Annotated in this window: 23 protein-coding genes; all 23 read left to right on the top strand. The window is 59.3% G+C overall.

Annotation, left to right across the window (positions count from 1 at the left end):
- The first annotated feature begins 197 nt into the window (after nt 1-197).
- The 23 genes from AC1D1Y_RS13775 to AC1D1Y_RS13665 all read left to right on the top strand — a co-directional run bounded on the left by AC1D1Y_RS13775 (nt 198) and on the right by AC1D1Y_RS13665 (nt 23,838).
- The gene (locus tag AC1D1Y_RS13775) at nt 198-995 is read left to right on the top strand and encodes a class I SAM-dependent methyltransferase (RefSeq protein WP_477682815.1); all 798 of its coding nucleotides are present in this window, start codon (nt 198-200) and stop codon (nt 993-995) included.
- An 8-nt stretch (nt 996-1,003) separates the two neighbouring features.
- Nucleotides 1,004-1,789 carry a hypothetical protein gene (locus AC1D1Y_RS13770; RefSeq protein ID WP_477682814.1) on the top strand — a complete coding sequence of 262 codons (786 nt, stop codon included), beginning with the start codon at nt 1,004-1,006 and terminating at the stop codon, nt 1,787-1,789.
- Entirely contained in the window at nt 1,786-2,583 is a 798-nt protein-coding gene (locus tag AC1D1Y_RS13765) for a hypothetical protein (RefSeq protein ID WP_477682813.1), read from the top strand. The genes AC1D1Y_RS13770 and AC1D1Y_RS13765 overlap by 4 nt, the downstream gene beginning before the upstream one ends.
- A complete protein-coding gene (gene kdsA / locus AC1D1Y_RS13760) occupies nt 2,576-3,457 on the top strand; it encodes a 3-deoxy-8-phosphooctulonate synthase (protein WP_477652850.1) in 882 nt (293 codons plus the stop codon). The genes AC1D1Y_RS13765 and kdsA overlap by 8 nt, the downstream gene beginning before the upstream one ends.
- Entirely contained in the window at nt 3,438-3,863 is a 426-nt protein-coding gene (locus AC1D1Y_RS13755; protein ID WP_477682812.1) for a CBS domain-containing protein, read from the top strand. The genes kdsA and AC1D1Y_RS13755 overlap by 20 nt, the downstream gene beginning before the upstream one ends.
- A gap of 59 nt (nt 3,864-3,922) precedes the next feature.
- Nucleotides 3,923-4,708 (top strand): HpcH/HpaI aldolase family protein, encoded by a 786-nt coding sequence (locus AC1D1Y_RS13750; RefSeq protein WP_477652852.1) that lies wholly within the window; start codon nt 3,923-3,925, stop codon nt 4,706-4,708.
- 14 nt (nt 4,709-4,722) lie between these two features.
- Complete coding sequence (locus AC1D1Y_RS13745; RefSeq protein WP_477652853.1) at nt 4,723-5,505, top strand: SDR family oxidoreductase; 783 nt, start codon at nt 4,723-4,725, stop codon at nt 5,503-5,505.
- A gap of 50 nt (nt 5,506-5,555) precedes the next feature.
- A complete protein-coding gene (locus tag AC1D1Y_RS13740) occupies nt 5,556-6,305 on the top strand; it encodes an SDR family NAD(P)-dependent oxidoreductase (protein ID WP_477682811.1) in 750 nt (249 codons plus the stop codon).
- A 14-nt stretch (nt 6,306-6,319) separates the two neighbouring features.
- Complete coding sequence (locus tag AC1D1Y_RS13735; RefSeq protein ID WP_477682810.1) at nt 6,320-7,090, top strand: 3-deoxy-manno-octulosonate cytidylyltransferase; 771 nt, start codon at nt 6,320-6,322, stop codon at nt 7,088-7,090.
- A 32-nt stretch (nt 7,091-7,122) separates the two neighbouring features.
- Nucleotides 7,123-8,673, top strand: a complete 1,551-nt coding sequence (locus AC1D1Y_RS13730; protein WP_477682809.1) for a hypothetical protein — start codon at nt 7,123-7,125, stop codon at nt 8,671-8,673.
- Nucleotides 8,674-8,792: 119 nt separating this feature from the next.
- On the top strand, nt 8,793-10,424 hold the full coding sequence (locus AC1D1Y_RS13725) for a hypothetical protein (protein ID WP_477682808.1): 1,632 nt from the start codon (nt 8,793-8,795) through the stop codon (nt 10,422-10,424).
- The gene (locus tag AC1D1Y_RS13720) at nt 10,421-11,293 is read left to right on the top strand and encodes a glycosyltransferase (protein WP_477682807.1); all 873 of its coding nucleotides are present in this window, start codon (nt 10,421-10,423) and stop codon (nt 11,291-11,293) included. Before AC1D1Y_RS13725 ends, AC1D1Y_RS13720 begins: the two co-directional genes overlap by 4 nt.
- A 67-nt stretch (nt 11,294-11,360) precedes the next feature.
- On the top strand, nt 11,361-12,332 hold the full coding sequence (locus tag AC1D1Y_RS13715; protein ID WP_477682806.1) for an NAD-dependent epimerase/dehydratase family protein: 972 nt from the start codon (nt 11,361-11,363) through the stop codon (nt 12,330-12,332).
- A complete protein-coding gene (locus AC1D1Y_RS13710; protein ID WP_477682805.1) occupies nt 12,332-13,477 on the top strand; it encodes a glycosyltransferase family 4 protein in 1,146 nt (381 codons plus the stop codon). The genes AC1D1Y_RS13715 and AC1D1Y_RS13710 overlap by 1 nt, the downstream gene beginning before the upstream one ends.
- On the top strand, nt 13,474-14,709 hold the full coding sequence (locus AC1D1Y_RS13705) for a glycosyltransferase family 4 protein (RefSeq protein ID WP_477682804.1): 1,236 nt from the start codon (nt 13,474-13,476) through the stop codon (nt 14,707-14,709). Before AC1D1Y_RS13710 ends, AC1D1Y_RS13705 begins: the two co-directional genes overlap by 4 nt.
- Before the next feature lie 6 nt (nt 14,710-14,715).
- Complete coding sequence (locus tag AC1D1Y_RS13700) at nt 14,716-15,576, top strand: dTDP-4-dehydrorhamnose reductase family protein (RefSeq protein ID WP_477652861.1); 861 nt, start codon at nt 14,716-14,718, stop codon at nt 15,574-15,576.
- A 15-nt stretch (nt 15,577-15,591) separates the two neighbouring features.
- Nucleotides 15,592-16,602, top strand: a complete 1,011-nt coding sequence (locus AC1D1Y_RS13695) for a polysaccharide biosynthesis protein (protein ID WP_477652862.1) — start codon at nt 15,592-15,594, stop codon at nt 16,600-16,602.
- The gene (gene wecB / locus AC1D1Y_RS13690) at nt 16,595-17,719 is read left to right on the top strand and encodes a non-hydrolyzing UDP-N-acetylglucosamine 2-epimerase (protein ID WP_477682803.1); all 1,125 of its coding nucleotides are present in this window, start codon (nt 16,595-16,597) and stop codon (nt 17,717-17,719) included. The genes AC1D1Y_RS13695 and wecB overlap by 8 nt, the downstream gene beginning before the upstream one ends.
- 209 nt (nt 17,720-17,928) lie before the next feature.
- Nucleotides 17,929-19,044 carry a hypothetical protein gene (locus AC1D1Y_RS13685; RefSeq protein WP_477682802.1) on the top strand — a complete coding sequence of 372 codons (1,116 nt, stop codon included), beginning with the start codon at nt 17,929-17,931 and terminating at the stop codon, nt 19,042-19,044.
- A 15-nt stretch (nt 19,045-19,059) separates the two neighbouring features.
- Nucleotides 19,060-20,511: an MATE family efflux transporter gene (locus AC1D1Y_RS13680; protein WP_477682801.1), complete on the top strand. Its 1,452-nt coding sequence runs from the start codon at nt 19,060-19,062 to the stop codon at nt 20,509-20,511.
- Nucleotides 20,508-21,065 carry a serine O-acetyltransferase gene (locus tag AC1D1Y_RS13675; RefSeq protein WP_477682800.1) on the top strand — a complete coding sequence of 186 codons (558 nt, stop codon included), beginning with the start codon at nt 20,508-20,510 and terminating at the stop codon, nt 21,063-21,065. Before AC1D1Y_RS13680 ends, AC1D1Y_RS13675 begins: the two co-directional genes overlap by 4 nt.
- Nucleotides 21,062-22,948 (top strand): NAD-dependent epimerase/dehydratase family protein, encoded by a 1,887-nt coding sequence (locus AC1D1Y_RS13670; RefSeq protein ID WP_477682799.1) that lies wholly within the window; start codon nt 21,062-21,064, stop codon nt 22,946-22,948. Before AC1D1Y_RS13675 ends, AC1D1Y_RS13670 begins: the two co-directional genes overlap by 4 nt.
- The gene (locus AC1D1Y_RS13665) at nt 22,945-23,838 is read left to right on the top strand and encodes an NAD-dependent epimerase/dehydratase family protein (protein ID WP_477682798.1); all 894 of its coding nucleotides are present in this window, start codon (nt 22,945-22,947) and stop codon (nt 23,836-23,838) included. Before AC1D1Y_RS13670 ends, AC1D1Y_RS13665 begins: the two co-directional genes overlap by 4 nt.
- Nucleotides 23,839-23,905 lie beyond the last annotated feature (67 nt).

Below are 23,905 nucleotides of genomic sequence, written 5' to 3'. Positions count from 1 at the left end.
GGAAATTTGAATGTGCGCCTGCTTCTATATGCCGCGCTCATCCTGTCAGTTTCACGAATCAAAGAATCCGAGGTTTCACGTTCATGGTAGTGCCTTGCCCGATATGCCGTAGCAGCAACACGCGCAATATGGCGAGATTTCGCTATGAGAATCCGATTTTCTCGGGGTGCTCATTGGCTATCTGTGAGGACTGCGAAATGATATTTGCCTCGCCCATGCCAAGTGACGCCGCACTTTTAGCGTACAACGAAAATTATTTTTCCGCCGCGCACGGAGGCCAACCTACGAACAAGTTGGCGATTGCATTTTTTGCCGGAATCGCCCGCATTCGGCACGCATTTGTGAATCGCTTTCTTGGAAAGCATCAAATTGCCGTTAATAAGGTGCTGGAGGTGGGGCCTGGCCCGGGACTTTTTGCGCGTAGTTGGCTGCAGGACATGCCTCAGAGCAGTTATTTTGCAGTCGAGACAGATGAAGGTTGCCATCAAACCCTCAGAGAGCTGGGCGTACAGATCGTCAGTCTTGCCGAGTCCCCCTCGGTCGACATGGTGGTCATGTCTCATGTGCTGGAGCATGTTTCCGATCCGGTGGGCTTTGTCCGGGCCGCGACTCGTGGCCTCAGATCGGGAGGGGCGCTATTTATTGAGGTCCCCTGCCGGGACTGGGAGCACAAGGCTCTTGATGAGCCGCACATCCTCTTCTTCGACAAAATTCCCATGCGCCGTTTGCTGGATGACCTGGGTTTCACTGATATTGAAATAGCGTACTACGGCCAAACAATTTCCCAGCTGAAAAGCGAGTCAAAGCTTCATTCAACCCTGATGAGGATTCGCAGCAAGCTGATAAGTTGGGGCGTTGTCGCTCCGTTCGCGGCCACGGCCGGCATGGAGACGCTTGTCGATCCGCTGGAGCGCGCCATGGTGGGGCCTTACGATGCGCATCGCGAGTCCACGGAGCCTGCCTGGTGGCTCAGGGCTGTCGCGCGGAAGATATAGGCGTTCATATGTCTTATTACCCCATTCTCAAAGCTCCTGGTGCGCAGGGCTGGGTGACCTTGTGCAATTTCTCCCCGAATAACTGGGAAGCCAGCCGGCGCCAGCAACAATTCATCAACGTAACCTGGTCTTCCGGCGGTGTTTGGACAAGCAAAAACCTCGGTGTTCTTGAGCCGGGCGCGTTACGGACGATCACCGCCGGCGATGTTGCAGATGTGGTTCCTGCTGATGCACTCGCGCTGCTGTCGTTGACCCGCACACCGCCACCGGCGGAAAGCGATGTCTTGCCCAAACTTGACGCTGCGCAGACGAGTGTGCCTGCCTGGCGGGCAACGCTAGGGTTGTCGACTCCAGAGGCGCAAACCAGCTACCAGGGCGAACTGGATCCTTTTCCTCCCCAAGGCTCGCTGCTGACGTTCGGCCCTTTTTTGCAGTTCGGCGAGGGCATCCAGAATCATTTGATTCTGCTGAATGTTGAAAACTCCCCTGCAAGCAGGCCGGCTGAACTGGAAATCTACGACGCAGCCGGGCTCAAGCTCAAGGGTAAATTTCCTGTTCGCAGCAACACGGCCAATAGTGTTGCACTGGATGGGCTTGGCTTTGAGCCGGGTGACCTGCCGCTGTTTATCTGCCGTGGCATGGCGGCCATTCCCCTTTATTTTTCGAGTGCAATGGACGGCGCCTATCTCAGCCTGGAGCACACCCACCCGCCGGCGTCACTGGTTGTCCATGGGCGGCGTTGGGAAGCTCAAAAGCTGCTGAAAAATCGCTGGTTCGCCAAGGTCGCACCATGATTGCGCAGAAGATCCAACGCCTCAGGCGCGCCATCTGGACATGGAAGCAGCCATTAACACGCCTTCCAGCTCCGGCGGCCGACCCTATCAGTGACCTGTTTGTGTGGCGCAGCTCGGATGAATGGGAGACCTTCTTTGAGTTGATCGACATCCCCTCCCTTTTTGAGGACGGCCAGGGCCAGCAGCACGTGACCTTGGCATTCTTCGACGGGACTGGGCGGCAGGTTTTGGCGCACAAAGTGAACCTGCGGGCTAACTGCCGGCAGACCCTGGATATTTCATCCATGGTGGGGCGGAGCCACGGCGAAACGGGGACCTTCGCTGTTTTTCACTCCACAACGCCTTCCGGGGTCACAAAACTAGGGTCTTTTCTGGCAGAGCGTGGCTATGTCAGTTACCGCTATCATGGCGCCCCCTTAAGGGCTTACGTTCATGGCAACCTTGACGCGATTTCGCAGGGCGCAGATGGTGGCCTGCAATTGCTGGGAGGGAGGAGCTTCCTGAGCCGTGAATACAGCCTCCAGCACGAACTTCAGCCGGGCGTTGTGTACGAACTTGGCATGGTTAATCCGACCGCCGGCGCGCAGCGCTGCGTTTGCAAGCTGATTTCAGTCCGTAGCGGTAAGATAATGGGTGTTCAACCGGTGAACTTGGCTCCCGGCGGAATTCAGCTGGTTCCTGTTCGCGCCGACAAATCAGAGCCGGTGAGATTGGTCATCCAAAGTCACCTCGTCATGGCCCGGCCCCTCGTGTTTCGTATTCAAAATCTCAAACTGGATGTTTTTCATGGTTAACAAAATAATCGAAGTTGGCTACGGCAAAGTCAACAAGGTCAAGATCGGCGACAAGCTGCCTTTGGCTTTCATTGGCGGCCCGTGCGCGATCGAAAGCCGTGATCACGCCTTCATGATGGCCGAGGCCATCGGGAAAATCTGCCAGAAGGTCGGCATTTCCTGGATTTACAAGTCCTGCTACGACAAGGACTGCCGCTCCGCCCCTGACAGCTACCACGGCCTGGGTGTGGACGACGGCCTGCGCATTCTGGCGGACATCCGCGACGAGTTCGGCATTCCGGTCGTTTCCGACTTTTCCGATCCCGCGTGGGGGCCCGCGACCGGCGAGGTCTGCGACATGGTGCAGGTGCCGGCCTATCTCTGCCGCCAGACCTCGATCCTGCGCGCTGCAGCCTTGACCAAGCGCCCCATCCACCTTAAAAAGGGCCAGTTCATGAGCCCCTGGAACATGAAGAACTCGGTCCGCAAGATCGAGGCCGCGGGCAACCACCAGGTGCTGCTGGCCGACCGCGGCACTTTTTTCGGCTACAACATGCTGGTCAACGACTTCACCTGTTTTCCGATCATGGCCAAGACGGGCTACCCGGTCTGTTTTGACGCGACGCATTCAATCCAGCTGCCTACTTCCATGGGCAATATTTCTGGCGGCCAGCGCGAGTTCATCCCTTACCTCGTGCGTGCCGCGGCTGCTTGCGGCATCAACGCCCTGTTCATGGAAACTCACAACGATCCGGACAACGCGATGTCGGACGCGAATACCGTCATGAACATCAAACACCTTGAAAATGTACTGAGCCAGGCCAAGGCCGCTCATGAGTTCCGTCTTGAAATGTTGGAAAAATTTGGAGAAGACAATGTCCACCCAGAAAAATAAGGCCATGCTGGTCAGTGAAGTGATGATGGGCCTGGACCGCGTGCCCGTTATCAAAGAGGCCGTGATCCTCAAGGAAGCCCTGGAAGAAATGGGCCGATCGCGCCTCGGTATTGTTTGTATCGTCAATGGCGACAACAAACTTCTGGGCATCCTGACGGATGGCGACATTCGCCGTAAGCTGCTCAAGGTGCAAAAGCCCTTCTCCGCGTTTTTCGTGGATGACGCGCTTGACCATGCGATCCTCGCGCCCATGACCATCAAGCCGGGCGACACCCTTGTCCACGCGGTGGACGTCATGGAGCAAAAGCAGATCTGGGACTTGCCGGTGGTTGACGACAAGGGCTTGCTGGTTGGCCTGTTGCACCTGCATCCCGCGGTTCAGGCGCTTCTGGACACCCGGAGCTAAGCCGCTCCCAGGTTTGTGCTTCACCGGCAGGATGGCTGCCGCTAACTTCACGACGTTTTATGAACAAAATATTTGAGCAGCGCGCCGCGCTGAAGCAGAAACTGCGGAACCGCGAACGTTTGTTCGCGGGCTGGGTTTCTTACTCGCATCCCTCGATTACCGAGACCTTTGCCCGCGCGGGTTTTGATTTCATGTTCATCGACATGGAGCACTCGACCATTTCACTGGAGCAGGGCCAGCGCATCATCGCCGCAAGCCAGAGCGAAGGCGTGCCTTGCATACCCCGCCCCGTCTCTCATTCCAACGATTACCTCAAGCCCCTGCTCGAATCGGGCGCTGACGGGATGCTGGTGCAGATGGTTGAAACCGCCGACCAGGTGCGGGCGCTGATCCGCGACGTGAAGTATCCGCCTATGGGCCGTCGCACCTATGGGGTCAACCGGGCGCAAGCCTACGGCTTTGACTTCGACGAATACATCCAGAACTGGAACAAGACATCCACCTTCATGCTCCAGGTGGAATCCATCAAAGGCGTGGAGAATATTGAAGAGCTGCTCGCGTTCGACGAGGTCGATGGCGTCATGATAGGCCCGCTCGACATCGCGGGCTCCCTGGGAGTTCCCGGGCAGACGACCCATCCGCTCGTCATCGAAGCCTCACGCAAGGTCATCCAGGCTTGCGAGCGCCATGGCAAAAGCTGCGGCACGCAGGTGGCGGACGCCAACCCCGCCACGGTGAAGTTTGTTTTTGACCTGGGCTACAACTACGCCATCCTGGGTTCCGACCTCTTTGTGCTCTGGAAATGGGCAGTGCAAATGCAGGACCTGATGAAGACGATGCGTTAATCGATTGACAACCAATGAATACCTACCTTAACCAACTGTTTAACCTTGAAGGCCGTGTTGCCGCCGTGACCGGCGCGGGCGGCCACCTGTGCAGCGAAATGGCGCGCGGATTTGCCCGTGCAGGCTGCGCAGTGGCGGTGCTTGATCTTCGTCTTGAAAAAGCCCAGGCCGTCGAGGCCGAGCTCAAGGCCGAAGGTTTTGACAAGGTGATGGCGCTGGCCATCGATGTCTCCAAGAAGGAACAGCATGTCGCCGCACTGGACGCCATCGTGGCGAAGTTCGGCCAGCTGGACATTCTGGTTAACGGTGCCGGCACCAATGGCCCCACCCCCTTCCTCGACCTCTCGCTCGACGAGTGGTATTCCATCCTCGATTCCCAGCTCACGGGCACCTTTCTCGGTTGCCAGGTGTTCGGCGCCTATATGCTCAAACAGGGCAAGGGTTCCATCATCAACATTTCGTCGGCTTCCGCAGGCCCCCCGCTTTCCAAGGCCTTCACGTATTCCATCGCCAAAGCCGGCATCCTGAACCTGACCCAGAACCTGGGCCGCGAATGGGGTACCAAAGGCGTGCGAGTCAATGCATTGCGCCCGGGCTTTCTGCCCACTGACTGGAATCGCAAGAATTTCATCACGCCGGAGCGCGAGGCGGCGATCCTCGGGCACACCCCCATGGCCCGTTTCGGGCAACCGGTTGAGCTGCTGGGGGCCACCCTTTGGCTTGCTTCCGACGCCGCGAGTTTTGTCACCGGCGCGGAAGTCGCCGTTGACGGCGGCTTCTCCTGCATGACCATCTAGGCGGCAGGCGTTTCAACATTTTCGAGAACCGGGTTCTCCCGGCCAGCACCATGAGCAAAAAGACAGTTGTCATCACCGGCGGCAATCGCGGGATTGGTTTGAGCGTCACCGAAGCGTTTGTTGACGCCGGTTATGCGGTATTTGTAGGCGCACGCCAGGAAGCCGGGCTTGCCGAACGCTTCGGCAACAAGGTGGTTTTTGTGCCCACCGATGTGCGTGACGAAGCGGCCCATGTGAAGCTGGTCAAAACAGCGCTTGACGCGACGGGACGTCTGGACGCCTTTGTCAATAACGCAGGCTATTCGGAATGGCGGCCCATCGCCGAGATCGATAACGCTTTCCTCGATGACATCATCGCCACCAACCTCAAAGGCGCCTTCTGGGGCTGCAAGGCCGCAGTCGCGGCCATGGGAGACGGCGGCAGCATTGTCAATATTTCCAGCATTGCCAGCAAGCGCGGCAGCCCCAACAACTCGGCTTATTCGGCCACGAAATTCGCGATGAACGGGCTCACGCAGTCGCTCGCCAAGGAAGTGGGGCCGCGCGGGATACGCGTCAACGGCGTTTGCCCGGTGCTGATTCCTACCGATGGATTGCTGGAAGCGCTGAAGAGCCCGCATGGGCCTGCCAAAGGTGATGGCGCGGGCTTTATCGCGAAATTTGCGGTGGACAATGCGGCGCTCAAACGCCTGCCCACGGGGCCCGAGGTCGCCGCCATGTGCCTGTTCCTTGCTTCCGACGCCGCATCCGCCGTGACCGCGCAGAATATCAACGTCGATTGCGGCGTGTTTCCCCAGTAAGCCAGGCGCCACGTATGAAAATTGTTGCGGTGATTCCGGCCCACATGGCCTCCGTCCGGTTCCCGGGAAAGATCCTGTTTCCTTTCCATGGGCTTCCCATGATCGAACATGTCCGCCGGCGGGCTTTGCTTTCCCAGGCCGTCTCCGACGTCATCGTGGCCACTTGCGACGAAGACATCGCGTCCGCGATCAGGGGCTTTGGCGGAAAGGTCGTCATGACCGCCGACACCCACAAAAATGGAACAACCCGTGTGGCGGAGGCGGTCAAGGACGTCGATTGCACTCACGTGATCCTGCTCCAGGGTGATGAGCCCCTGCTTTTGCCCCGTCACGTGGACGCGCTGGCGGACGCCATGCGGGCCAATCCCGGCGGTGACGCCTGGAACGCCACGGGCCCGATCGAAAACGCCGAAGAACTGGATCGCCATTCGTTTGTGAAGTGCGCCGTTTCGCAGTCCGGGCGCATCATGCACTGCTTCCGCCGAACGCCCGGCTACAGCAGCTTTGAGCAGCAACAGGCCTTTGTGCGCAAGATTCTCGGGATCATCGCTTATCGCAAGGATTTCCTGATGAAGGTGACCACCTTGCCGAGCGCGCCTGTGGAGCTGGCTGAGTTCATCGAGCAGATGCGCATCCTGGAAAACGACTACAGCCTGCAATCAGTGCCGGTGGTTCCAAGCCTTCCATCCGTCAACGAGCCTCATGAGGCGGATGTCGTGCTCGAGTACATCCGGCAGGACCCGGAGCAAAAAGCCCTTCTCGAAAAAATATCAGGGCAGGTCTGAACGGCCTGCGGGTCTTCCAGGGAGGACGGACCTTGAACGAAGAACAGTACAGGCAGGTATGTGAGGCCTGCGACCGGGTGCTGGAGATGCCGGGATCGACGCTGGAGCGCATGTCGATACCGTGGCTGCATGTTCTTCGCGAACATCCATCTTTTCTCGAAGGCTATGAAGGGCTGTTCGCGGCTTCAACCGCCCTGAGTCGTATCGCCAAAGCCATCGCGGCGAAAACCCGAAGTTCCGCTGGATGGCTCCGCCAGCTGTGGAGAGCCCTGAGGTCAGATGGTGAGCCATGGAAGGCGTCACAGGCACTGTCGGGGCCTGTGGATGTCCTGTTCGTCTCCCATTTGCTCAACGGCGCGGACGCGGGAAAAGCAGTTGATTTCTATTTTGGCAATCTGCCGGAGCTCCTCCGGGCGGAGGGGCGCCAGGTTGTGGTCGCGTTGATTGACCACACCGCAACTCCAGACAAGTCGCGCGTGCAGCGCTGGGATGCCGGTGCGTGCCCGCGAGTATTGCTCTCCAACACACTGGGTCTTTCGGGCGAGCTCTCCCTTTGGCGTCGGCTAAGGAGGGAGTCGTCTCGCCTGGCATCGCTTTCCAGGCGAGAGTCCCCCGGCTTTCTGAGGAAAACGTTTGCGCGTGCCTCGCTTGAGGCCATGTCGGGCGGTGCAAGGGCCACACTGCGGATGTCTGTGCAAGTCAGCCGCCTGGTCGCGTCGATCCAGCCAAAATTGATGATCGTGACCTACGAGGGGCATGCGTGGGAACGCACGGTTTTTGCGGCCGCACGCGAGGTATCGGTGGGTGTGCAGTGTGTTGGCTATCAACACGCGGCGATCTTCAGGTTGCAGCATGGCGCGTTGCGAAAACTTGGACCTGCATTCGACCCCGATCTGATCCTGACGGCGGGATCGGTATCCAAGGGACAGATTGAAAACTGCCCGGGACTGCAGGGCATTCCTGTGCGCGTTTTGGGATCCAACCGCGCCTTTGTTGGCTCGGAAAGTGGCGAGGTCGGCGACTCCCGGAGAGGTGATGACTTTAATCCCGGGCCTGCTGCCACAGGCAAGGCTTGCCTCGTATTGCCCGAGGGGATCATCAGCGAGTGTCTTCTCCTCTTTGAGTTTTCCTTGAGCTGTGCGGAGCTGATGCCGAATATGCGCTTCATCTGGCGGCTTCATCCCTTGGTGAGGTTTGAGAGCCTGATGGCTCAAAACCCAAAATTCCGCAAACTGCCGCGCAACGTCGAGTTGTCAACGGCCACGATAGAAGATGACATTGCGCGTGCCGCTTATGCACTTTACAGAGGCAGTACGGCGATAGTGAAGGCCGTGTGCGCCAATGTGCGGCCTGTTTACCTCGCGCTTCCCGGTGAAATGACTATCGACCCTCTATACCAACTCGGCAGCTGGCGAGAGAGTGTGACAAATCCGGAGCAGCTCTCTTCCATCGTTCACAGGGACCCGCTGGAAGCTGGCGAATCAGAGGGGCACACCTTGGCAGTTCGGTATTGTGGTAATTTTTACATGCCAATTGATCCCTCCATCGTGATAAACATCCTGCAACCTGAGGAGAAGAGTTGACGAGAGTCCTGGTCGGCGTAGCTGCCCACTGAACTTTAAATCCCATACTTGCGAGGTAGTCGATTACATTCCCCATTGCCGTTAGTCCCGCTCTCACTAGAACCCGAGGCAGTTGTCCCATGCACCTAGAAAAAATTACAAAAATAATAAATTTGCCCATCGATTTTTCCCGCCTGACGGCGGGAATCTTCTTGCTTCACGGTCTGGTATTCCTGGCTGGGTATCTCGTTCTGGGGGCGTCCCCTTTCATCAGTGGTTTATCCGTCTTTTTGGTCGTTGTGCTGGATCTGGTCTTCTGCCTCGCGTTGATCAGCAGCAGTGAACGCACTGCCGCGCATATTTTGGTGCTGGCCTGGTTCTTGATTATTTTTTCCCTTGTCAGGCTGGCCGCTTTGCTATTGCTTCCTCCGGTCACGTTGGAGTTTTTGACATCTGACGGGTTGACCGGGGACGAGATTTCGCAAGGCATGCTGCTGTACGTGGGCGGATCAATTGCGATGCTGTTCGGCATTTACGCCGCAGACCGGCTGTTGCCACAGAGGCAGACACCTCTGAATCTTGCCGCGAGAGTGTTTTCGCTCTGGTCGATCACCGGCTATTGGCTGGTGACCTATCTTGTTGCCTACTACGTGCGTGTTCACCTTGGCGTCACAATTTTCGGCTCGCCCGAGCATTGGGGCAACCGGATGGCGTGGGTGGGCATTATTTTTGATACGGATGTCGCTTTGCTGGTGACCATTTGCTGGCTGGCTATCAAGTGGCGGGAAAAAAGCCTGACCAAATCCCAGATGGTTCATGCGGGGCTTCTGATATTTCTATGGCTGTTGTTTTCAATTGTGATCGGCTCGAGAGGCGGGCCTCTCCGGATACTGATATTCCTGTTCTTCGCAGGACTCGCTGTCAATCCGCGCTTCAAGTTCAGTGTGCTCAGATTGACCGTTCTGATCGCCAGTTTTTTTGTGCTCAATTCGGCGGTGTATGCGATGGGAACAATATTCAGGCACTACAAGATCGGTGACATCAGTTTTTCGCAGGCTATTAATGACTACAAGCTCAGCTACCTGAACCCCAAGCTCATGGATTGGGCCAACCTCGGGCAGATATCTGATCTTCGGAAAAAGTACTACAAGTCCGAGGCCGTCATCGAACTTGGGAACAAGTTGAGGCCCACGGTGACAAGACTGTCCTTGATTGACTACTCTTTCACAATATTTTCGAAGGTCCCGAATGAGGAAGTCCTCGACTCCTACATTCGCAGCTCACATGCGCTCAAAAATTTTGCCAATAATCTGGTGCCCGGCGAAATTTTCGACGAGGCCATCGTTAATACCTCACGCGTTTTCCCAATGGCGTATCGAGGACATACTTTCGACGCGATAAGCAAAGCGTATATGTCCGAGCCATGGACGATCTGGGGGATGGCCTGGATCCTGGGTAAATACTGGGGGGGCATCATATTGTTTGGCGTGGCATTTGGTATTCAGGCGCTCCTTTCCGTGGTGAGTGGGCGGTCCAGGAATTACGCAGTCTACGTGCGGTGTGTATACCTCGTGACGGTGATAAGCACCGGGTACATGATGTTCGGTATTGATCATGAGCTTTCGTTCATCGCACATTTTTCTGTTTCCTGCCTTGTTGCGTGCGGGTTGCTTGAGTTGTTTGATTTCATTGGCAGGAAAATCCGGCTAACAAAAGCTTCGGTATTAACCGTCAAAGATTCTCATCCTCAGGCACCACGTCATAAGCTATGAGCGACGAGCAATCGATCTCCGTAGTTATCGCAACCTTGGGCGGAGAGTCGCTGATACCCACTATTGAGCGCCTGAACCGTGGTTCGATGCGGCCTGCGGAAATTCTGGTATGCATTCCCGAGCGGGAAGCATCCGTTATGGCTCCCTTGATATTTGACAATGTGCGGGTTGTGCCGACGCCATGCCGGGGCCAGGTCGCGCAGCGAGCTTTCGGTTTTCAGCAGGCGAAACATGGCTTCGTCATGCAGCTGGATGACGACATGTTTGTGGATCCTCAATGCCTTGAACGCCTGCTGGCGGTGTTGTTGCAATTGCCCGATTGCGCTGCGGCTCCGGCCCTTGTCAATGTCGAGACCAACGAGTCTGTGTACAAAAAACCAGCCAGTGGAGCGCTGGTGGGGGCGATCTACTATTGGTTGATGAATGGGGGCAAAGGCTACCGCGAGGGTGAAATCGAAAAATCAGGCAGCCCGGTTGGGGTTGACCCCGCGCGGCGCGGCATGGCGCAGTACGAGGTGGAGTGGCTGGCTGGCGGGTGTGTGCTGCATCGCAAGGAAAACCTGGTGCTGGAAAACTTTTACCCGTTTACGGGCAAGGCATTTTCCGAGGACATCATTCATTCTTTTTTGCTGCGGCAGCGAAACATCCGGCTGCTTGTTGTCCCCCAGGCCCGTTGCGGTCTTGAACTGGTTTCTCCCGTTGACAGCGGCTGGAAGGCTTTCTGGAAAGAGGTACGCGGCGATTTTCAGGCGCGCAGCTATTTCATGGATCTCAGCGGGCGCAAGAAGGGGCGGATGTACCTCTTCTACGTCTTGCGCATTTGCAGGTACATTTACAAGCGAATAGTCCGCTGGGCAAGGCCCAATTGAGGATGGCCTCGAACGCATCCGGGCTGCTGCCCCGTGCCGGCAGGAAGTTGATTGAATTGATGTCGCCTTGAAAACCATCGCAATTACCGGCGCCTCGGGCTTTATAGGCTCCCACCTCGTGCAAGCTTTGCTGCGGCAAGGCGGCAACAGGATAAAAATATTGTCTCGGCCTGCTCATTTTGAAAGTGCCCGGGCGGCCTTCCCCCCTGAAGTTGAGATTGTTCGAGGCGACCTGCTTGAGCCGGCTTCGCTGGATGAGTTTCTCGAGGCGGACTGCACGGTGGTCAACCTTGTTTACCTGCGGGGCGACGCGGAAGAAGCGAATCTTTCGGCCATTCATAACTTACTGACTGCCTGCAGGTCGGCCAAGGTATCCCGGCTTATTCATTGCAGCACGGCGGATGTTGTCGGCCGCACCGCGGATCGGCGCGTGACGGAATCGAGCCCATGCCGCCCGGTAACGTCTTATGCAATAAGCAAACTGAAGGTGGAGGACGCTGTTCTTTCTGCGAGTCGTGATGGCTATGACACTGCGGTGCTTCGCCCTACCGCGGTATTTGGACCTGGCGGGCAGAACTTGAGGAAGCTCGCGCATGACCTGGTGAACGGCTCGCGGTTGCGCAATGATTTCAAGTCCGTTTTTTTTGGCCGGCGACGCATGAATTTGGTCTACGTCGACAACGTGGTCGGAGCGATCACGTTCCTGGCCAACCCCGCGCTGGCTCTGCGGAGCGAGGTATTTATCATCTCCGACGATGATGCGCCGTCCAATGAATTTTCAAGCGTTGATCGGGCAATGAGGCGGGGTTTGGGCATTGCCGGGCCGTTGTGGCCGGGCCTCTTCTTTCCCCCGTGGGTGTTGTCGCTGGCCCTGCGCGCCTTGCGAAAAAACAATACAAATCCGTATTGCATCTACGACCCGGGGAAACTGCTTTCCCTGGGCTTTTTGCGGCCTGTGGCTTTCGACGAGGGCTTGTCGCGCTACATAGCCTGGTATCGCGCGGAGCACCTGAGTGGGCCTGGAAAGGCGGACTCCTAGTGCGTATCCTGAATGTGAGTTCGGCCCTCAGCCTGAGGAGTGGTGGAGGCACTGCCGAGAGGACATTTCAAATGAGCCGCTCTCTCGGGAGGTCCGGTTTTTCCTGCACGGTGCTGACGCTTCGTATCGGACTGGATCAGGAGCGCATTGACGCCTTGGCGCCGGCAACCGTGGTGRCGCTGGAATGCCTCTGGCGGCGGTTTTACGTTCCCCGTCCCAGCTGGGGGACTGTTCGCAAGCTGGTGGATGACGCTGACATGGTTCACCTGATCGGCCATTGGGGAATACTCAATGTGTTGGTCTACGTGGCCGCGCGTGCGGCTGGGAAACCTTACGTGGTGTGCCCCGCAGGCGCGTTGCCGCTGTTTGGCCGGTCGGCGTGGCTCAAGCGCTTGTATAACCTGGCCGTGGGAAATTCCATCATCCGCCATGCCGCCGGATGGATTGCGGTGACCCCCAGCGAACTTTCACAGTTTGAAGCCTATGGCATCCCCGCTTCCAGCGTGACGGTGATCCCCAACGGCGTCGCTGAAGAGGATTTTCAGGCCGTTGATCGAACTGGCTTTTTACGCAAGCATGGGCTTGCCGATGAGCCCATTATTTTGTTTGTGGGGCGATTGAATCCGATCAAGGGGCCCGATCTCCTGCTGGAGTCATTCGCGCAGATCTCTGGTCGATTTCCTCGTCACCATCTGGTTTTCGTAGGGCCTGATGGCGGCATGTTGGCCGGGTTGAGTGAGCGGACGAGGCATTTGGGTCTTGCTGATCGAGTCCATTTCCTGGGACACCTGGACGGTCAGGACAAGGCCGGCGCCTATCAATCCGCCCAATTGCTCGTCGTGCCGTCGCGCCAGGAGGCCATGTCCATCGTGGCGCTGGAGGCCGGCATCAGCGGCACCCCGGTGCTGTTGACCGACCAGTGCGGCTTCGACGAGATCGCCGCGCTTGATCCGCGCCTGGTGGTTCCCGCAAGCACCGAAGGCCTCGCGGCAGGCTTGCTGGCGCTGCTGGGCGATGCGGATGAGCTCAGGCAGATCGGCCTGCGGACCAAGGCCTTTGTCCAGGCGAAGTACGCCTGGCCCACGATAATCATGCGATACCTGGATCTGTACCGCCGGATTGTCGGCGCCAAGCCTCTTCCATGAAACTGCTTGTTGTCTCGCAATATTTCTGGCCTGAAAATTTCATCATCAGCGATTTCGTCCGCAAGCTAGCGGAACGCGGTCACGAGGTGGTGGTGGCCACGGGCAAGCCCAATTACCCGGATGGCCGGGTATTCCCGGGATACCGTGCCGGCGGCATGGTGCGAGAGCGCTTCCTGGACCAGGTGGATGTGGTTCGGGTGCCGATCTGGCCCCGGGGGCGGGGCGGCGGCGTCAATCTGGCCCTGAACTACCTGTCTTTTGTGGTTTCCGGCCTGCTGTGCTTTCCCTGGCTGCTGCGGGGGCGCTCCTTTGATGCCATCCTGGTGTTTGCGCCTTCGCCGATCACCCAGGTGATCCCCGCGATCCTGCTGAAATGGCTGAAACGGGCCCATCTCGCCGTGTGGGTGCAGGACATGTGGCCCGAGAGCCTGTCGGCGACCGGTTTTATCCGGAATACCTCGGTGCTAAAGGCTGTTGGCGGGCTGGTGCGCTGGATTTATGCTCGCAGCGACACGCTGCTGCTTCAATCAAGGGCTTTTCAGGAGCCCACAGCCACTTACGCCGACCCCGAAAAATTCGTTTATTTCCCGAACTCCGTGGATCCCGACTTGCCGGCAGGGGCGCCGGACGCGCTGCCGCCGGAGCTCTCCAGCCGTTTGGCGCAGAAATTTTGTGTGGTCTTTGCCGGCAACCTGGGAAAAGCGCAGGCGCTCGAAACCGTGGTGCAGGCCGCCGTATTGCTGCGGGATGAGCCCCAGATTTGCCTGGTGCTGGTAGGCAGCGGCAGCATGCTGGAGTGGGTCCAGGGCCAAAAAACCCTTTTAAAGCTGGATAATCTGGACTTGCCCGGGCGTTTTCCGGCCGAATCCATGCCGGAACTGTTCCGCCAGGCCTCGGCCCTGCTGGTGACGCTGAAGGGCGGCGGGGTGCTCGCCCATACCGTGCCGAGCAAAATACAGGCCTATCTTGCCGCGGGGCGCCCGATTGTCGCGGCCTTGCAGGGGGAGGGCGGCAAGGTGGTGGAAGATGCCGGGGCCGGCATGGTGTGCGCACCTGAAGATGCGCAGGCCCTGGCCGATTGCATACGCCGCATGCATGCCCTGCCGCTTTCCACGAGGGAAGCCATGGGGCAAAGAGGGCGGGCGTGGTTCGACGAAAATTTTGATATGAATCGCCAGATTGGACGGCTTGTGGACATACTGCAGGCGCGCCGCTCTGGCTTGAAAGGGTGATGACAGATGCGTGTACTGGTACTCGGCGCAAGCGGCATGCTGGGCAGTGCGGTGTTTCGGGAGTTTGATGGACACGCGCCCCATGAAGTCTGGGGCCTTGTGCGTAACGAAGCCCTCCTGCCCTATTTTTCGCCCGCCCAGCAGCGCCGGATCCTGACCGGGGTGGACGTTCTTGATGAGACGGCCCTCCGCGCGGCTTTCGAGCGCGTGCGCCCGGACGCGGTCATCAATTGTGTTGGCCTGATCAAGCAGAAGGAGCACGTGGAAGACCCCCTGGTGGTGCTGCCCATCAACGCGATGCTGCCCCATCGCCTGGCGTCCTTGTGCGCGCCCGGCAAGGTCCGGCTGGTGCACGTCAGCACGGATTGCGTATTTTCCGGCCGCAAGGGCATGTACACGGAGGACGACCCGTCCGATGCCGAGGATTTGTACGGAAAATCCAAATACATCGGCGAGCTGCGCGACGCCGCGCATGCGGTGACCCTGAGAACCTCCATCATCGGGCGTGAGCTCAATTCCAGCCGCGCGCTGGTGGACTGGTTTCTGGCCCAGCAGGGCTCGGTTCATGGTTTCAGGCGCAGTATTTTTTCAGGCATGACCGCTATCGAGCTGGCGCGGGTCATGCGCGACGTTGTGTTACCCGATGTTTCGCTGCATGGCCTTTACCATGTGTCGTCCGCGCCCATCAGCAAATTCGACCTCCTGAAGCTGGTGGCCGCGCAGTATGGGAAGGCCATCGATGTGCTGCCGGACGACGCGCTGGTGATAGACCGGTCCCTCGATTCTTCGCGTTTCCGCCAGGCGACGGGTTACCGGGCGCCTTCGTGGGAAAGCATGGTGCGCGTGATGCATGCGTCGGAAAAATAATATTGAAAGTTTTCCATGTTCAAAAATAAAGTACTTCTGATTACCGGCGGGACCGGCTCTTTCGGCAACGCCGTGCTTCAGCGTTTTCTTGACTCCGATTTCTCCGAAATCCGGATCTTCAGCCGCGACGAAAAGAAGCAGGAAGACATGCGAATCGCGCTGAACAATGACAAAGTCAAGTTCTACATCGGCGACGTCCGCGAATACCAGAGCGTGAACGACGCCTTGAGGGGCGTGGACTATGTGTTCCACGCGGCGGCACTCAAGCAGGTGCCCTCGTGCGAGTTCTATCCGATGGAAGCGGTGAAAACCAACGTGCTGGGCACCGAAAACGTGCTCAACGCGGCCATTGCCAATAACTGCAAACGCGTCGTGGTGTTAAGCACGGACAAGGCGGTCTATCCGATCAATGCCATGGGCATCTCCAAAGCCATGGCCGAAAAACTCACCGTGGCCAAGTCGCGCACCATTTCGGCTTCGGGTCCGGTGGTCTGTTCAACACGCTACGGCAATGTGATGGCGTCCCGCGGATCGGTGATCCCGCTGTTCATCAACCAGATCAAGGCGGGCAAGGCGCTGACCGTCACCGATCCCAACATGACGCGCTTCCTGATGTCCCTGGAGGACTCGGTCGACCTGGTGCTGCATGCGTTTGAACATGCCCAGCAGGGCGACCTGTTTGTACAGAAGGCCCCGGCCTCCACGGTGGCCGACCTTGCGGCGGCCCTGCAGCAGCTTTTCGGCGACAACAAACCGGTGAAGATCATCGGCACGCGGCACGGCGAGAAACTCTACGAGTCGCTGATCTCGCGCGAAGAAATGGCGAAGGCCGAGGATATGGGGCGTTATTACCGGATCCCCGCGGACAACCGCGACCTCAATTACGACAAGTATTTCGTCGAGGGCGAGGCGCACATTTCCGAGCTGGACGACTACACCTCGCACAACACGGAACGCCTGGACATCGACGGCGTCAAGGCCACGTTGATGAAACTCGCGGAAGTGCGTGAGGCGCTGCATGCTTAAGGTCATGACGCTGGTAGGGACCCGGCCCGAGCTCATCAAGATGAGCCGGGTGATCGCAGAACTCGACGCGCAGGTCAACCATGTGCTAGTGCATTCCGGCCAGAACTACGACTACGAGCTCAACCAGGTTTTTTTCGACGATCTCGGCATCCGCAAGCCCGACCATTTCCTGGAGGTGGCCGGCGAAACGGCGGCCAAGACCATCGCCTCGGTCATTGAAAAGGCCGACGACGTGCTGGTGCTTGAGAAGCCCGACGCGATCCTGCTTTACGGCGACACCAACACCTGCCTGGCCGTCATTGCCGCCAAGCGCCGCAAGGTGCCTGTTTTCCACATGGAAGCCGGCAACCGCTGTTTCGACCAGCGTGTCCCGGAAGAGCTCAATCGCAAGGTGCTCGACCATTTGAGCGACATCAACATGGTTCTGACTGAGCATGCCCGCAGGTATCTGATCGCCGAAGGCATACGCCCCGAAACCATCATCAAGACCGGCTCGCATATGTGCGAGGTGCTGGCGCACTACATGCCGCAGATCGAGAAGTCGGACGTGATGGACCGGCTGAGCCTGAAGGCGCGGGAGTTCTTTGTCGTCAGCGCGCACCGCGAAGAAAACGTGGATACGCCGGCAAACCTGCGGGACCTGGTGGATACGCTGAATGCGCTGGCCGGCAAATACAAGATGCCGGTCATCGTCTCCACCCATCCGCGCACCCGCAAGCGGCTGGACCTGCTGGAAGGCGCAACGTTTGACCCGCTGATCCAGTTCTCCAAGGCCTTCGGTTTTTTCGACTACATCAAGCTGCAGATGGGCGCGGCCTGCGTGATCTCCGACAGCGGCACGATCACGGAAGAGGCTTCCCTGCTGAACCTGCCGGCCGTCACCATACGCGACGCGCACGAGCGCCCCGAAGGCATGGACGTGGGAACGCTGGTCATGAGCGGCCTGCGTAAAGAACGCGTGTTGGAGGCGATCCAGGTCGTCATGTCGCAGCATGCAGCTGCGGGCCCCCGTATGCGGGTGGTGGACGATTACCAGACCGGGCCTGTGTCCAAGCAGGTGACGCGCGTGGTGCTTAGTTATGTGGACTACATCAACCGGACGGTCTGGAAAAAATAAGCCGCAAGATTCCTGGCTTCGCGATGGCCCGCGGGCTAATTGTTCAGGGCCGTTGATACCAAAAAACCATGCCATCCAGAAACAATCCTCTGACACTCTGGCTTATTGCCATTGCCCTGCTGTTTCCTCTGTTCATCCAGCTCTCCGGCGGCATTTACCACAACCTGGAGGCCGTGACGGATTCAGGCGGCGTGCTCAGCAAGTTGCCCTTGCCGATCTCGATCATCGGCTGTTTGTTCGGGACACTGGCCCTTGCCAGGAACTACCGGCAGGCCCTTCCGGCGGTATTGTTCATTGGGTCATTTTCCGCATTGATCCTGGTTTCCCTGCTGTTCGCCGGGGCCGATCAGACGATGCAACAGAGAAAAGTGCTGATCGCACTGCAATTCCTGCTGCCGACGATGGGCCTGATTCTCGGGCAACTGGTGCGCGACGAGGAAAACATCATTCCGAGAGCCTTCATGTGGGTGCTGCTGCTGGTGGTTCCGTTGCAGATCCTCGCGGGTTGGTGGCAGAAGACTCTGACCTTGACGCATAACCTGTACCTGTTCAGCATTTACCAGCACTTCCAGTTCGTGCCTGTCATTTTTGTGGTGGCATTCTGTCTGGTCATGGTTCATTTGTGGAGCGAGCACAAGGCGGCATTGCGCTTCCTGACCGTCGCCATGGGTATCTACGCCATTGCCAGCGCATCTTTCCTGGCCATAGGGCTTTACAGCGTGTTTGTCATCGCGTTTTTTGCGCGAAGGATGTGGCAACAGCAAACCGGGCGCTTGATTGGCTTCGTCCTGTTTGGCGCGGGTATCGTGGCCGCCGGATTGGTGGTGGCGCTTTATTACGGCCTGGCCGAGAAGAACACCAGCATCATTGGCGATAGCGGCCAGTACCTGGGGAAATTCCAGACCCTGGCCAACGGGAAGATGCCCATCAATGTGACGCATCGGCTTGGCGACTGGAAGCTTTATCGCGACGGCATCAGCGAGAGCAGCCGCACCATGCTGCTCGGGCATGTGGAACCGCCGCCGCGCGAGGTCAAGACCAGCGCCCACAACTGGTACCTTGATTTTGTCTACAACTTCGGTTTGGTGCCGCTTGTGCCGCTCCTGGCGCTGATGGTCTTTACCGCCTGGCTGTTTTTCCGTTCCCGAAAAACGCTGCAGGGGCAGACCTGGTGGCTTGCGGCATTGGTGGCGTTCATGGTGCTGGTGGACAGCAATTTCAAGGTGACCTTGCGGCAGCCCTACCCGGGGATTTTTGCGTTCTTTATATGGGGCCTATTGCTGACGCGCCTGCGCTCGCACTCGGCACCGCAGCGTGGCGGCTGACGCCGGCGCGGCCCCATGAGCACGTCTTCTCCAAGCCTCAGGGGCGGAATCCTGATCAGCACGGCGGGCGTGTTCGGTTCGGCCTTTTTGTGGCTGCTCAGCTTCAAGGCCGTTGCGCTGTGGATGGGCCCGGAAGGCGTCGGGCTTTTCTCGCAGCTCAGGCAGATGGCCCAAGCTGCCACGGTGGGGGCGACGTTTGGCGGCACGAATTCCGTCGTTCAGGGCTTGTCAGAGCGTTCGGAAGAAGCGGCACGCAGGCAATTCCGCGCGACGGCGGCACGCCTTGTCGGTGCGTCCGGCGTCATGGTGGTGCTGGCAATACTCGCCGCCGCGCCTGCGCTGACCCAGTTTTTCCTGTCATCCGGTGCACCCGCGCTCGTGGCCACGGTGCGCTGGCTCGCGCTGGCCGTGCTGCTCAATGTCGCCGGGACCTATGCGCTGGCGGTGCTCAATGGCTATCGCTCCTATCCCTACCTTGCCCTGGCGCAGATAGCCGGGCCCGCGGCACTCGTGATGCTGCTGGCGCTTGCATGGTGGCGGCGCTTGCCGCCCGATCCCTTTGTGCTGTCCATGTCTTTTGTGGTGTGCTTCGGCGTCACCTGCCTCGCGGGCCTGTTCGGGATCTCGCGTTTGCCCCGGCCGGCCCTCGTGTTGCCGGCGCCGCGGCTGGCCAAGGCCGAAAGCCGCGTCTTTCTGAGGTTCGCGCTGTCCAACCTTGCGGCGGCGCTTTCCACCACCCTGGCATTGCTGTTGATCCGGTCCTGGGTGATCGAAGCGCGCGGCCTGGCCTTTGCCGGCCTGTTCGATGCGGGGTGGACATTGACCTTTAACTACACCACGCTGTTCCTGACCGCCTGCAGCGCGATTTACCTTCCGCTGCTGACCCGGGCCACTGATGCTCAAAGCCAGAAGGCCTGCATGCTCAAAACCGCCTACCTGGTCATGGCCGGTGGTGTGCTGGTTTGTTATGGCATGGTCCTTTTGAAGGCTCCGCTGATCAAGCTGCTGTACAGCGCGGAGTTCCAGCCGTCCGGGCAGGTCCTTGCCGTGCTGGTGGTCGCGGTGCTTTGCCGCAGCATTTCATGGGTCTATGGAACCATGATTCTTGCCACCCGGAATTCACGCGTGTTGCTTGTCTCCGACCTGGCGCTCAATCTCGGCCTCCTCGCCACCGTCAAGTTCGCGCTTGTGGGCTTTTCTTCCCTCGCGGCGCTGGCCTGGGCATTCGTGCTGCCGAACTTTCTTTACCTGGTGTTTGTGGTGGAATACGCGGGATACAAAAATCCGTTGATGCGGCGCAGGCAGATCTGGCCTTTCCTGCTGGCGGCAACTCTTCCCCTGGTGGCACTGGCGTTGACGGGTGCGGGGGCCGCGCAGGACTGGACCATTGAGCAATGGTTGTGCCTGCTGGTGGGGCCGGCGGTGGCCGCCGCGTCCCTGGTCGCTTACAAAAGGGTGGTGCTGTGAAAAATCTACGGGCGGACATCGAGCGTTACCAGCGATTTATCGGCCATACCGGGCCGGTTTCCACCCTCAGGCTGGTCGGAAGCTGCTTCAACCCGCGCATGGCACCGGTGGTCTTGATTCGCCTGGCGGAATTTTTCTTTGAGCGGCGGCTGGGGGTGGTGGCCAAACTGTTCACCATGGCCAATGTCGCCGTTTTCGGTATCGAATCATCCCCCCAGGTGAAGATAGGCGGCGGGCTGTTTTTGCCGCATACCGTGGGAACAGTGCTGGGTGCCGAAAAGATTGGCGACAATGTCACCATCCTGCAAGGCGTCACCCTGGGCACGGCGGAGCCGGACAACGGCTTTACCGTATCGCTGCGGCCGGTCATCGGCAACCATGTGGTCCTTGGCGCGGGAGCCAAGGTGATCGGCCGCGTCACCATCGGGGACCACGCCAAAGTCGGTGCCAATGCCGTGGTATTGCAGGACGTGCCTCCCCATGCGATTGCGGTTGGCGTTCCCGCCAGAATCATTCTCCGTACCGACGCGGACAGCGCCCAGGAAAAAAATTGACACGTCTTTCTTTAAGCGCCTCGCTGGTGCTCTACAAACCGGATCTGGCAACGCTGGAGCGCACGCTGTTCGCCTTGCAGGAAGCCGGGCGTGTGGCCAGAGAGGATCGCGAGCTGCTGCTGGAGCTGACGCTCGTTGACAACTCCTGCGACGCTGCCCTGCACCAGCATCTTGGCGAATGGCTCGAGGCACGCCGCGCCGCCATGCCCGACTGGGCGGTGCATCTGCTGCGCTCGCCCGGCAATGTGGGATACGGAAGGGGCAACAACCTCGTCATTGAAGAAGTCCGTTCGGACTATCACCTTGTGGTGAACCCGGATTTGTTCCTGGCACCCGACGCGCTGCGGGAAGCATTGCGTTTCCTTGAAGACAACCCCGAGACGGGGCTGTTGACGCCGGCGGTATTCGGCGAAGACGGGGAGCGGCACTTCCTCTGCAAGCGCCATCCCACTTTGCTGGTGATGTTCCTGCGGAGCTTTTCCCCCAAATGGCTGCAATCGTGGTTCAAGCCGACGCTTGCTGAATTTGAGATGCTGGACTGTGACTATGACAAGCCGATCTTTGACGTGGAGTACCCGACGGGTGCCTGCATGTTTTTCCGGACCAGCGTGCTGCGGCAAATCAAGGGGTTTGACCCGGACTACTTCCTGCATTACGAAGATGCGGATATAGGCCGCAGGGCGCTGCAGGTGGCGCGCGTCATCTATGTCCCCAAGGTCAGGGTCGTGCATCAATGGGCACGGGACACGCATCGTTCATGGAGGTCAAGGCTGGTGACCGTCCGCTCTGGTTGGCTTTACTGGCGCAAGTGGGGCGGTGTATTCAGCAGCCGGCCTGATGCCGGGCTCGACAAGAGAACCACGGCAACCGGCGCGCAGGCCCGCAAAGCCGGCACGGCGCAGCCTGCCGCACCGGCGGGGACGGGGAAGACGGTTCTGGTGACCGGTGCCAACGGCTTTATAGGATCGGCTGTCTGTCCTGATCTGGCGGCGAGGGCTTATCGGGTGCGCGGGGTTGCACGACACAAGCGTGTTGCCTCTGTGGATGGATTCGAGTTCCTGTCAATGGACGAAATTGACGAGAAGACGGATTGGGCCGAGGCGCTGGATGGCGTGGACAGCGTGGTTCATCTTGCGGCGCGTGTCCATTTGATGCGGGAAGTCGCAGCGGATCCCCTGGCTGAATTTCGCCGGACCAATGTGGCCCTGACCTTGAACCTCGCGCGGCAGGCCGCAGCCGCGGGTGTGCGGCGTTTTGTTTTTATCAGTTCCATCAAGGTCAATGGCGAGGTAACGCCTGTGGGCCAGCCCTTCTGCGCCGACGATGTGCCGCATCCCACCGACCCTTACGGCATTTCCAAATATGAAGCCGAACAAGGTTTGTTAAAGCTCGCCGCCGAGACCGGGCTGGAAGTCGTGATCATCCGCCCCGTATTGGTATACGGGCGGGGGGTGAAGGCCAACTTCCGCTCCATGATGCATTGGCTGCTCAAGGGATGGCCCTTGCCGCTGGGCGCTCTGCCCAACCGGCGCAGCTTCGTGGCACTGGACAACCTGGCAGACCTCATCGCGATTTGTGTGCAGCATCCCGCCGCCGCCAACCAGGTGTTCCTGGCCAGCGACGGCGAAGACCTTTCGATCTCAGGGTTGCTGCGCCGCGCGGGGGCGGCGTTGGGCAGGCCCGCCAGGCTTATTCCGGTGCCGGTCATGGTGCTCAGGGCCGGGGCTCGGCTGGTGGGGCAGGAGGCCGTCATTCAGCGGCTGTGCGATTCGCTGCAGGTGGACATTTCGAAAACGCAGCGCGTCCTGAGATGGATTCCCCCCGTGGATGTGGATGATGCGCTGAAAGAAACCGCCCGGTATTTCCGGCAGGGCCGCACATGACAAACGCCGCGTCTGATGCCGTATTTCTGACGGGACGCACGAGTACCATCGGATCGCTGCTGCTTGCCTTGTTGCTGCAGCGCGGCTTTCAGGTGCGGGCCTTGGGGCGCCAGCCTCCGGCCCAGGAAGATCGCGTGCCGGGCCTCGCCTGGTTCGAGACGGATCTGGCCAAGCCTGTGCAAGAGTTGCCTTCCGTCGAGGCCGGTACCCTGATCCACACCGCCAGCCTGTGGCTGCTGCCGGGCTGGCTCGAGAAGTTCCACGCGCGCGGCGTGCGGCGCGTGATTGCTTTCAGTTCAACCAGCCGCTTCACCAAGCTGGCCTCGGCCAGCCCGTATGAGCTGGAGGTCGTCAACAAGCTCATCGCGGCCGAAGAGCACTTGATGGCGGAATGCGGGCGCCTGGGTATGGCCTGGACGATCTTCCGGCCCACACTGATCTACGGCGGCGCCGGCGGGGACCGCAACGTGGCCGACATCGCGCGGCTGATACGCCGCTTCGGCTTTTTCCCGCGCTTCGGCCAGGCCCTGGGCCGCCGCCAGCCGGTGCATGCGCGCGACCTGGCCCTGGCCTGCGTGCAAAGCCTGGACGCGCCCGCCAGCCGCAACAAGGCCTACAACCTCAGCGGCGGCGAGACGCTGGCCTATGTCGACATGGTGCGGCGCATCTTTGAAACCCTGGGCCGCAGGCCGGTGTTCATCCCCGTCCCGATCTGGGCCTTCCGCATCGCCGTGCGGCTGGCGCGCCTGCATCCGCGCTTTGCGCACCTGACGGCCGACATGGCCCTGCGCATGCAGGCCGACCTGGTGTTCGACCACCAGGATGCGACCAGCGACTTCGGTTACCGGCCCGGCCGCTTCGACCCGGCCTACCTGACCACCCTGCGCTGACCGGCCCCGGGTGTCGGCAATGCTGCACAATTGCGCCATCCTCCCTTTTTAGACCTTTGGCCATGAG

It is taken from the genome of Polaromonas sp. P1_G1 (assembly GCF_056405595.1).
The sequence above is the reverse complement of the archived record's forward strand: the minus strand, read 5'-3'. Positions and strand labels throughout refer to the sequence as shown.

Excerpts from the sequence above, each read along its gene's own strand:
- AC1D1Y_RS13775 (WP_477682815.1), top strand. The coding sequence starts at position 198 with ATGATATTTGCCTCGCCCATGCCAAGTGACGCCGCACTTTTAGCGTAC.
- AC1D1Y_RS13770 (WP_477682814.1), top strand. The coding sequence starts at position 1,004 with ATGTCTTATTACCCCATTCTCAAAGCTCCTGGTGCGCAGGGCTGGGTG.
- AC1D1Y_RS13765 (WP_477682813.1), top strand. The coding sequence starts at position 1,786 with ATGATTGCGCAGAAGATCCAACGCCTCAGGCGCGCCATCTGGACATGG.
- kdsA (WP_477652850.1), top strand. The coding sequence starts at position 2,576 with ATGGTTAACAAAATAATCGAAGTTGGCTACGGCAAAGTCAACAAGGTC.
- AC1D1Y_RS13755 (WP_477682812.1), top strand. The coding sequence starts at position 3,438 with ATGTCCACCCAGAAAAATAAGGCCATGCTGGTCAGTGAAGTGATGATG.
- AC1D1Y_RS13750 (WP_477652852.1), top strand. The coding sequence starts at position 3,923 with ATGAACAAAATATTTGAGCAGCGCGCCGCGCTGAAGCAGAAACTGCGG.
- AC1D1Y_RS13745 (WP_477652853.1), top strand. The coding sequence starts at position 4,723 with ATGAATACCTACCTTAACCAACTGTTTAACCTTGAAGGCCGTGTTGCC.
- AC1D1Y_RS13740 (WP_477682811.1), top strand. The coding sequence starts at position 5,556 with ATGAGCAAAAAGACAGTTGTCATCACCGGCGGCAATCGCGGGATTGGT.
- AC1D1Y_RS13735 (WP_477682810.1), top strand. The coding sequence starts at position 6,320 with ATGAAAATTGTTGCGGTGATTCCGGCCCACATGGCCTCCGTCCGGTTC.
- AC1D1Y_RS13725 (WP_477682808.1), top strand. The coding sequence starts at position 8,793 with ATGCACCTAGAAAAAATTACAAAAATAATAAATTTGCCCATCGATTTT.
- AC1D1Y_RS13720 (WP_477682807.1), top strand. The coding sequence starts at position 10,421 with ATGAGCGACGAGCAATCGATCTCCGTAGTTATCGCAACCTTGGGCGGA.
- AC1D1Y_RS13705 (WP_477682804.1), top strand. The coding sequence starts at position 13,474 with ATGAAACTGCTTGTTGTCTCGCAATATTTCTGGCCTGAAAATTTCATC.
- AC1D1Y_RS13700 (WP_477652861.1), top strand. The coding sequence starts at position 14,716 with ATGCGTGTACTGGTACTCGGCGCAAGCGGCATGCTGGGCAGTGCGGTG.
- AC1D1Y_RS13695 (WP_477652862.1), top strand. The coding sequence starts at position 15,592 with ATGTTCAAAAATAAAGTACTTCTGATTACCGGCGGGACCGGCTCTTTC.
- wecB (WP_477682803.1), top strand. The coding sequence starts at position 16,595 with ATGCTTAAGGTCATGACGCTGGTAGGGACCCGGCCCGAGCTCATCAAG.
- AC1D1Y_RS13680 (WP_477682801.1), top strand. The coding sequence starts at position 19,060 with ATGAGCACGTCTTCTCCAAGCCTCAGGGGCGGAATCCTGATCAGCACG.
- AC1D1Y_RS13665 (WP_477682798.1), top strand. The coding sequence starts at position 22,945 with ATGACAAACGCCGCGTCTGATGCCGTATTTCTGACGGGACGCACGAGT.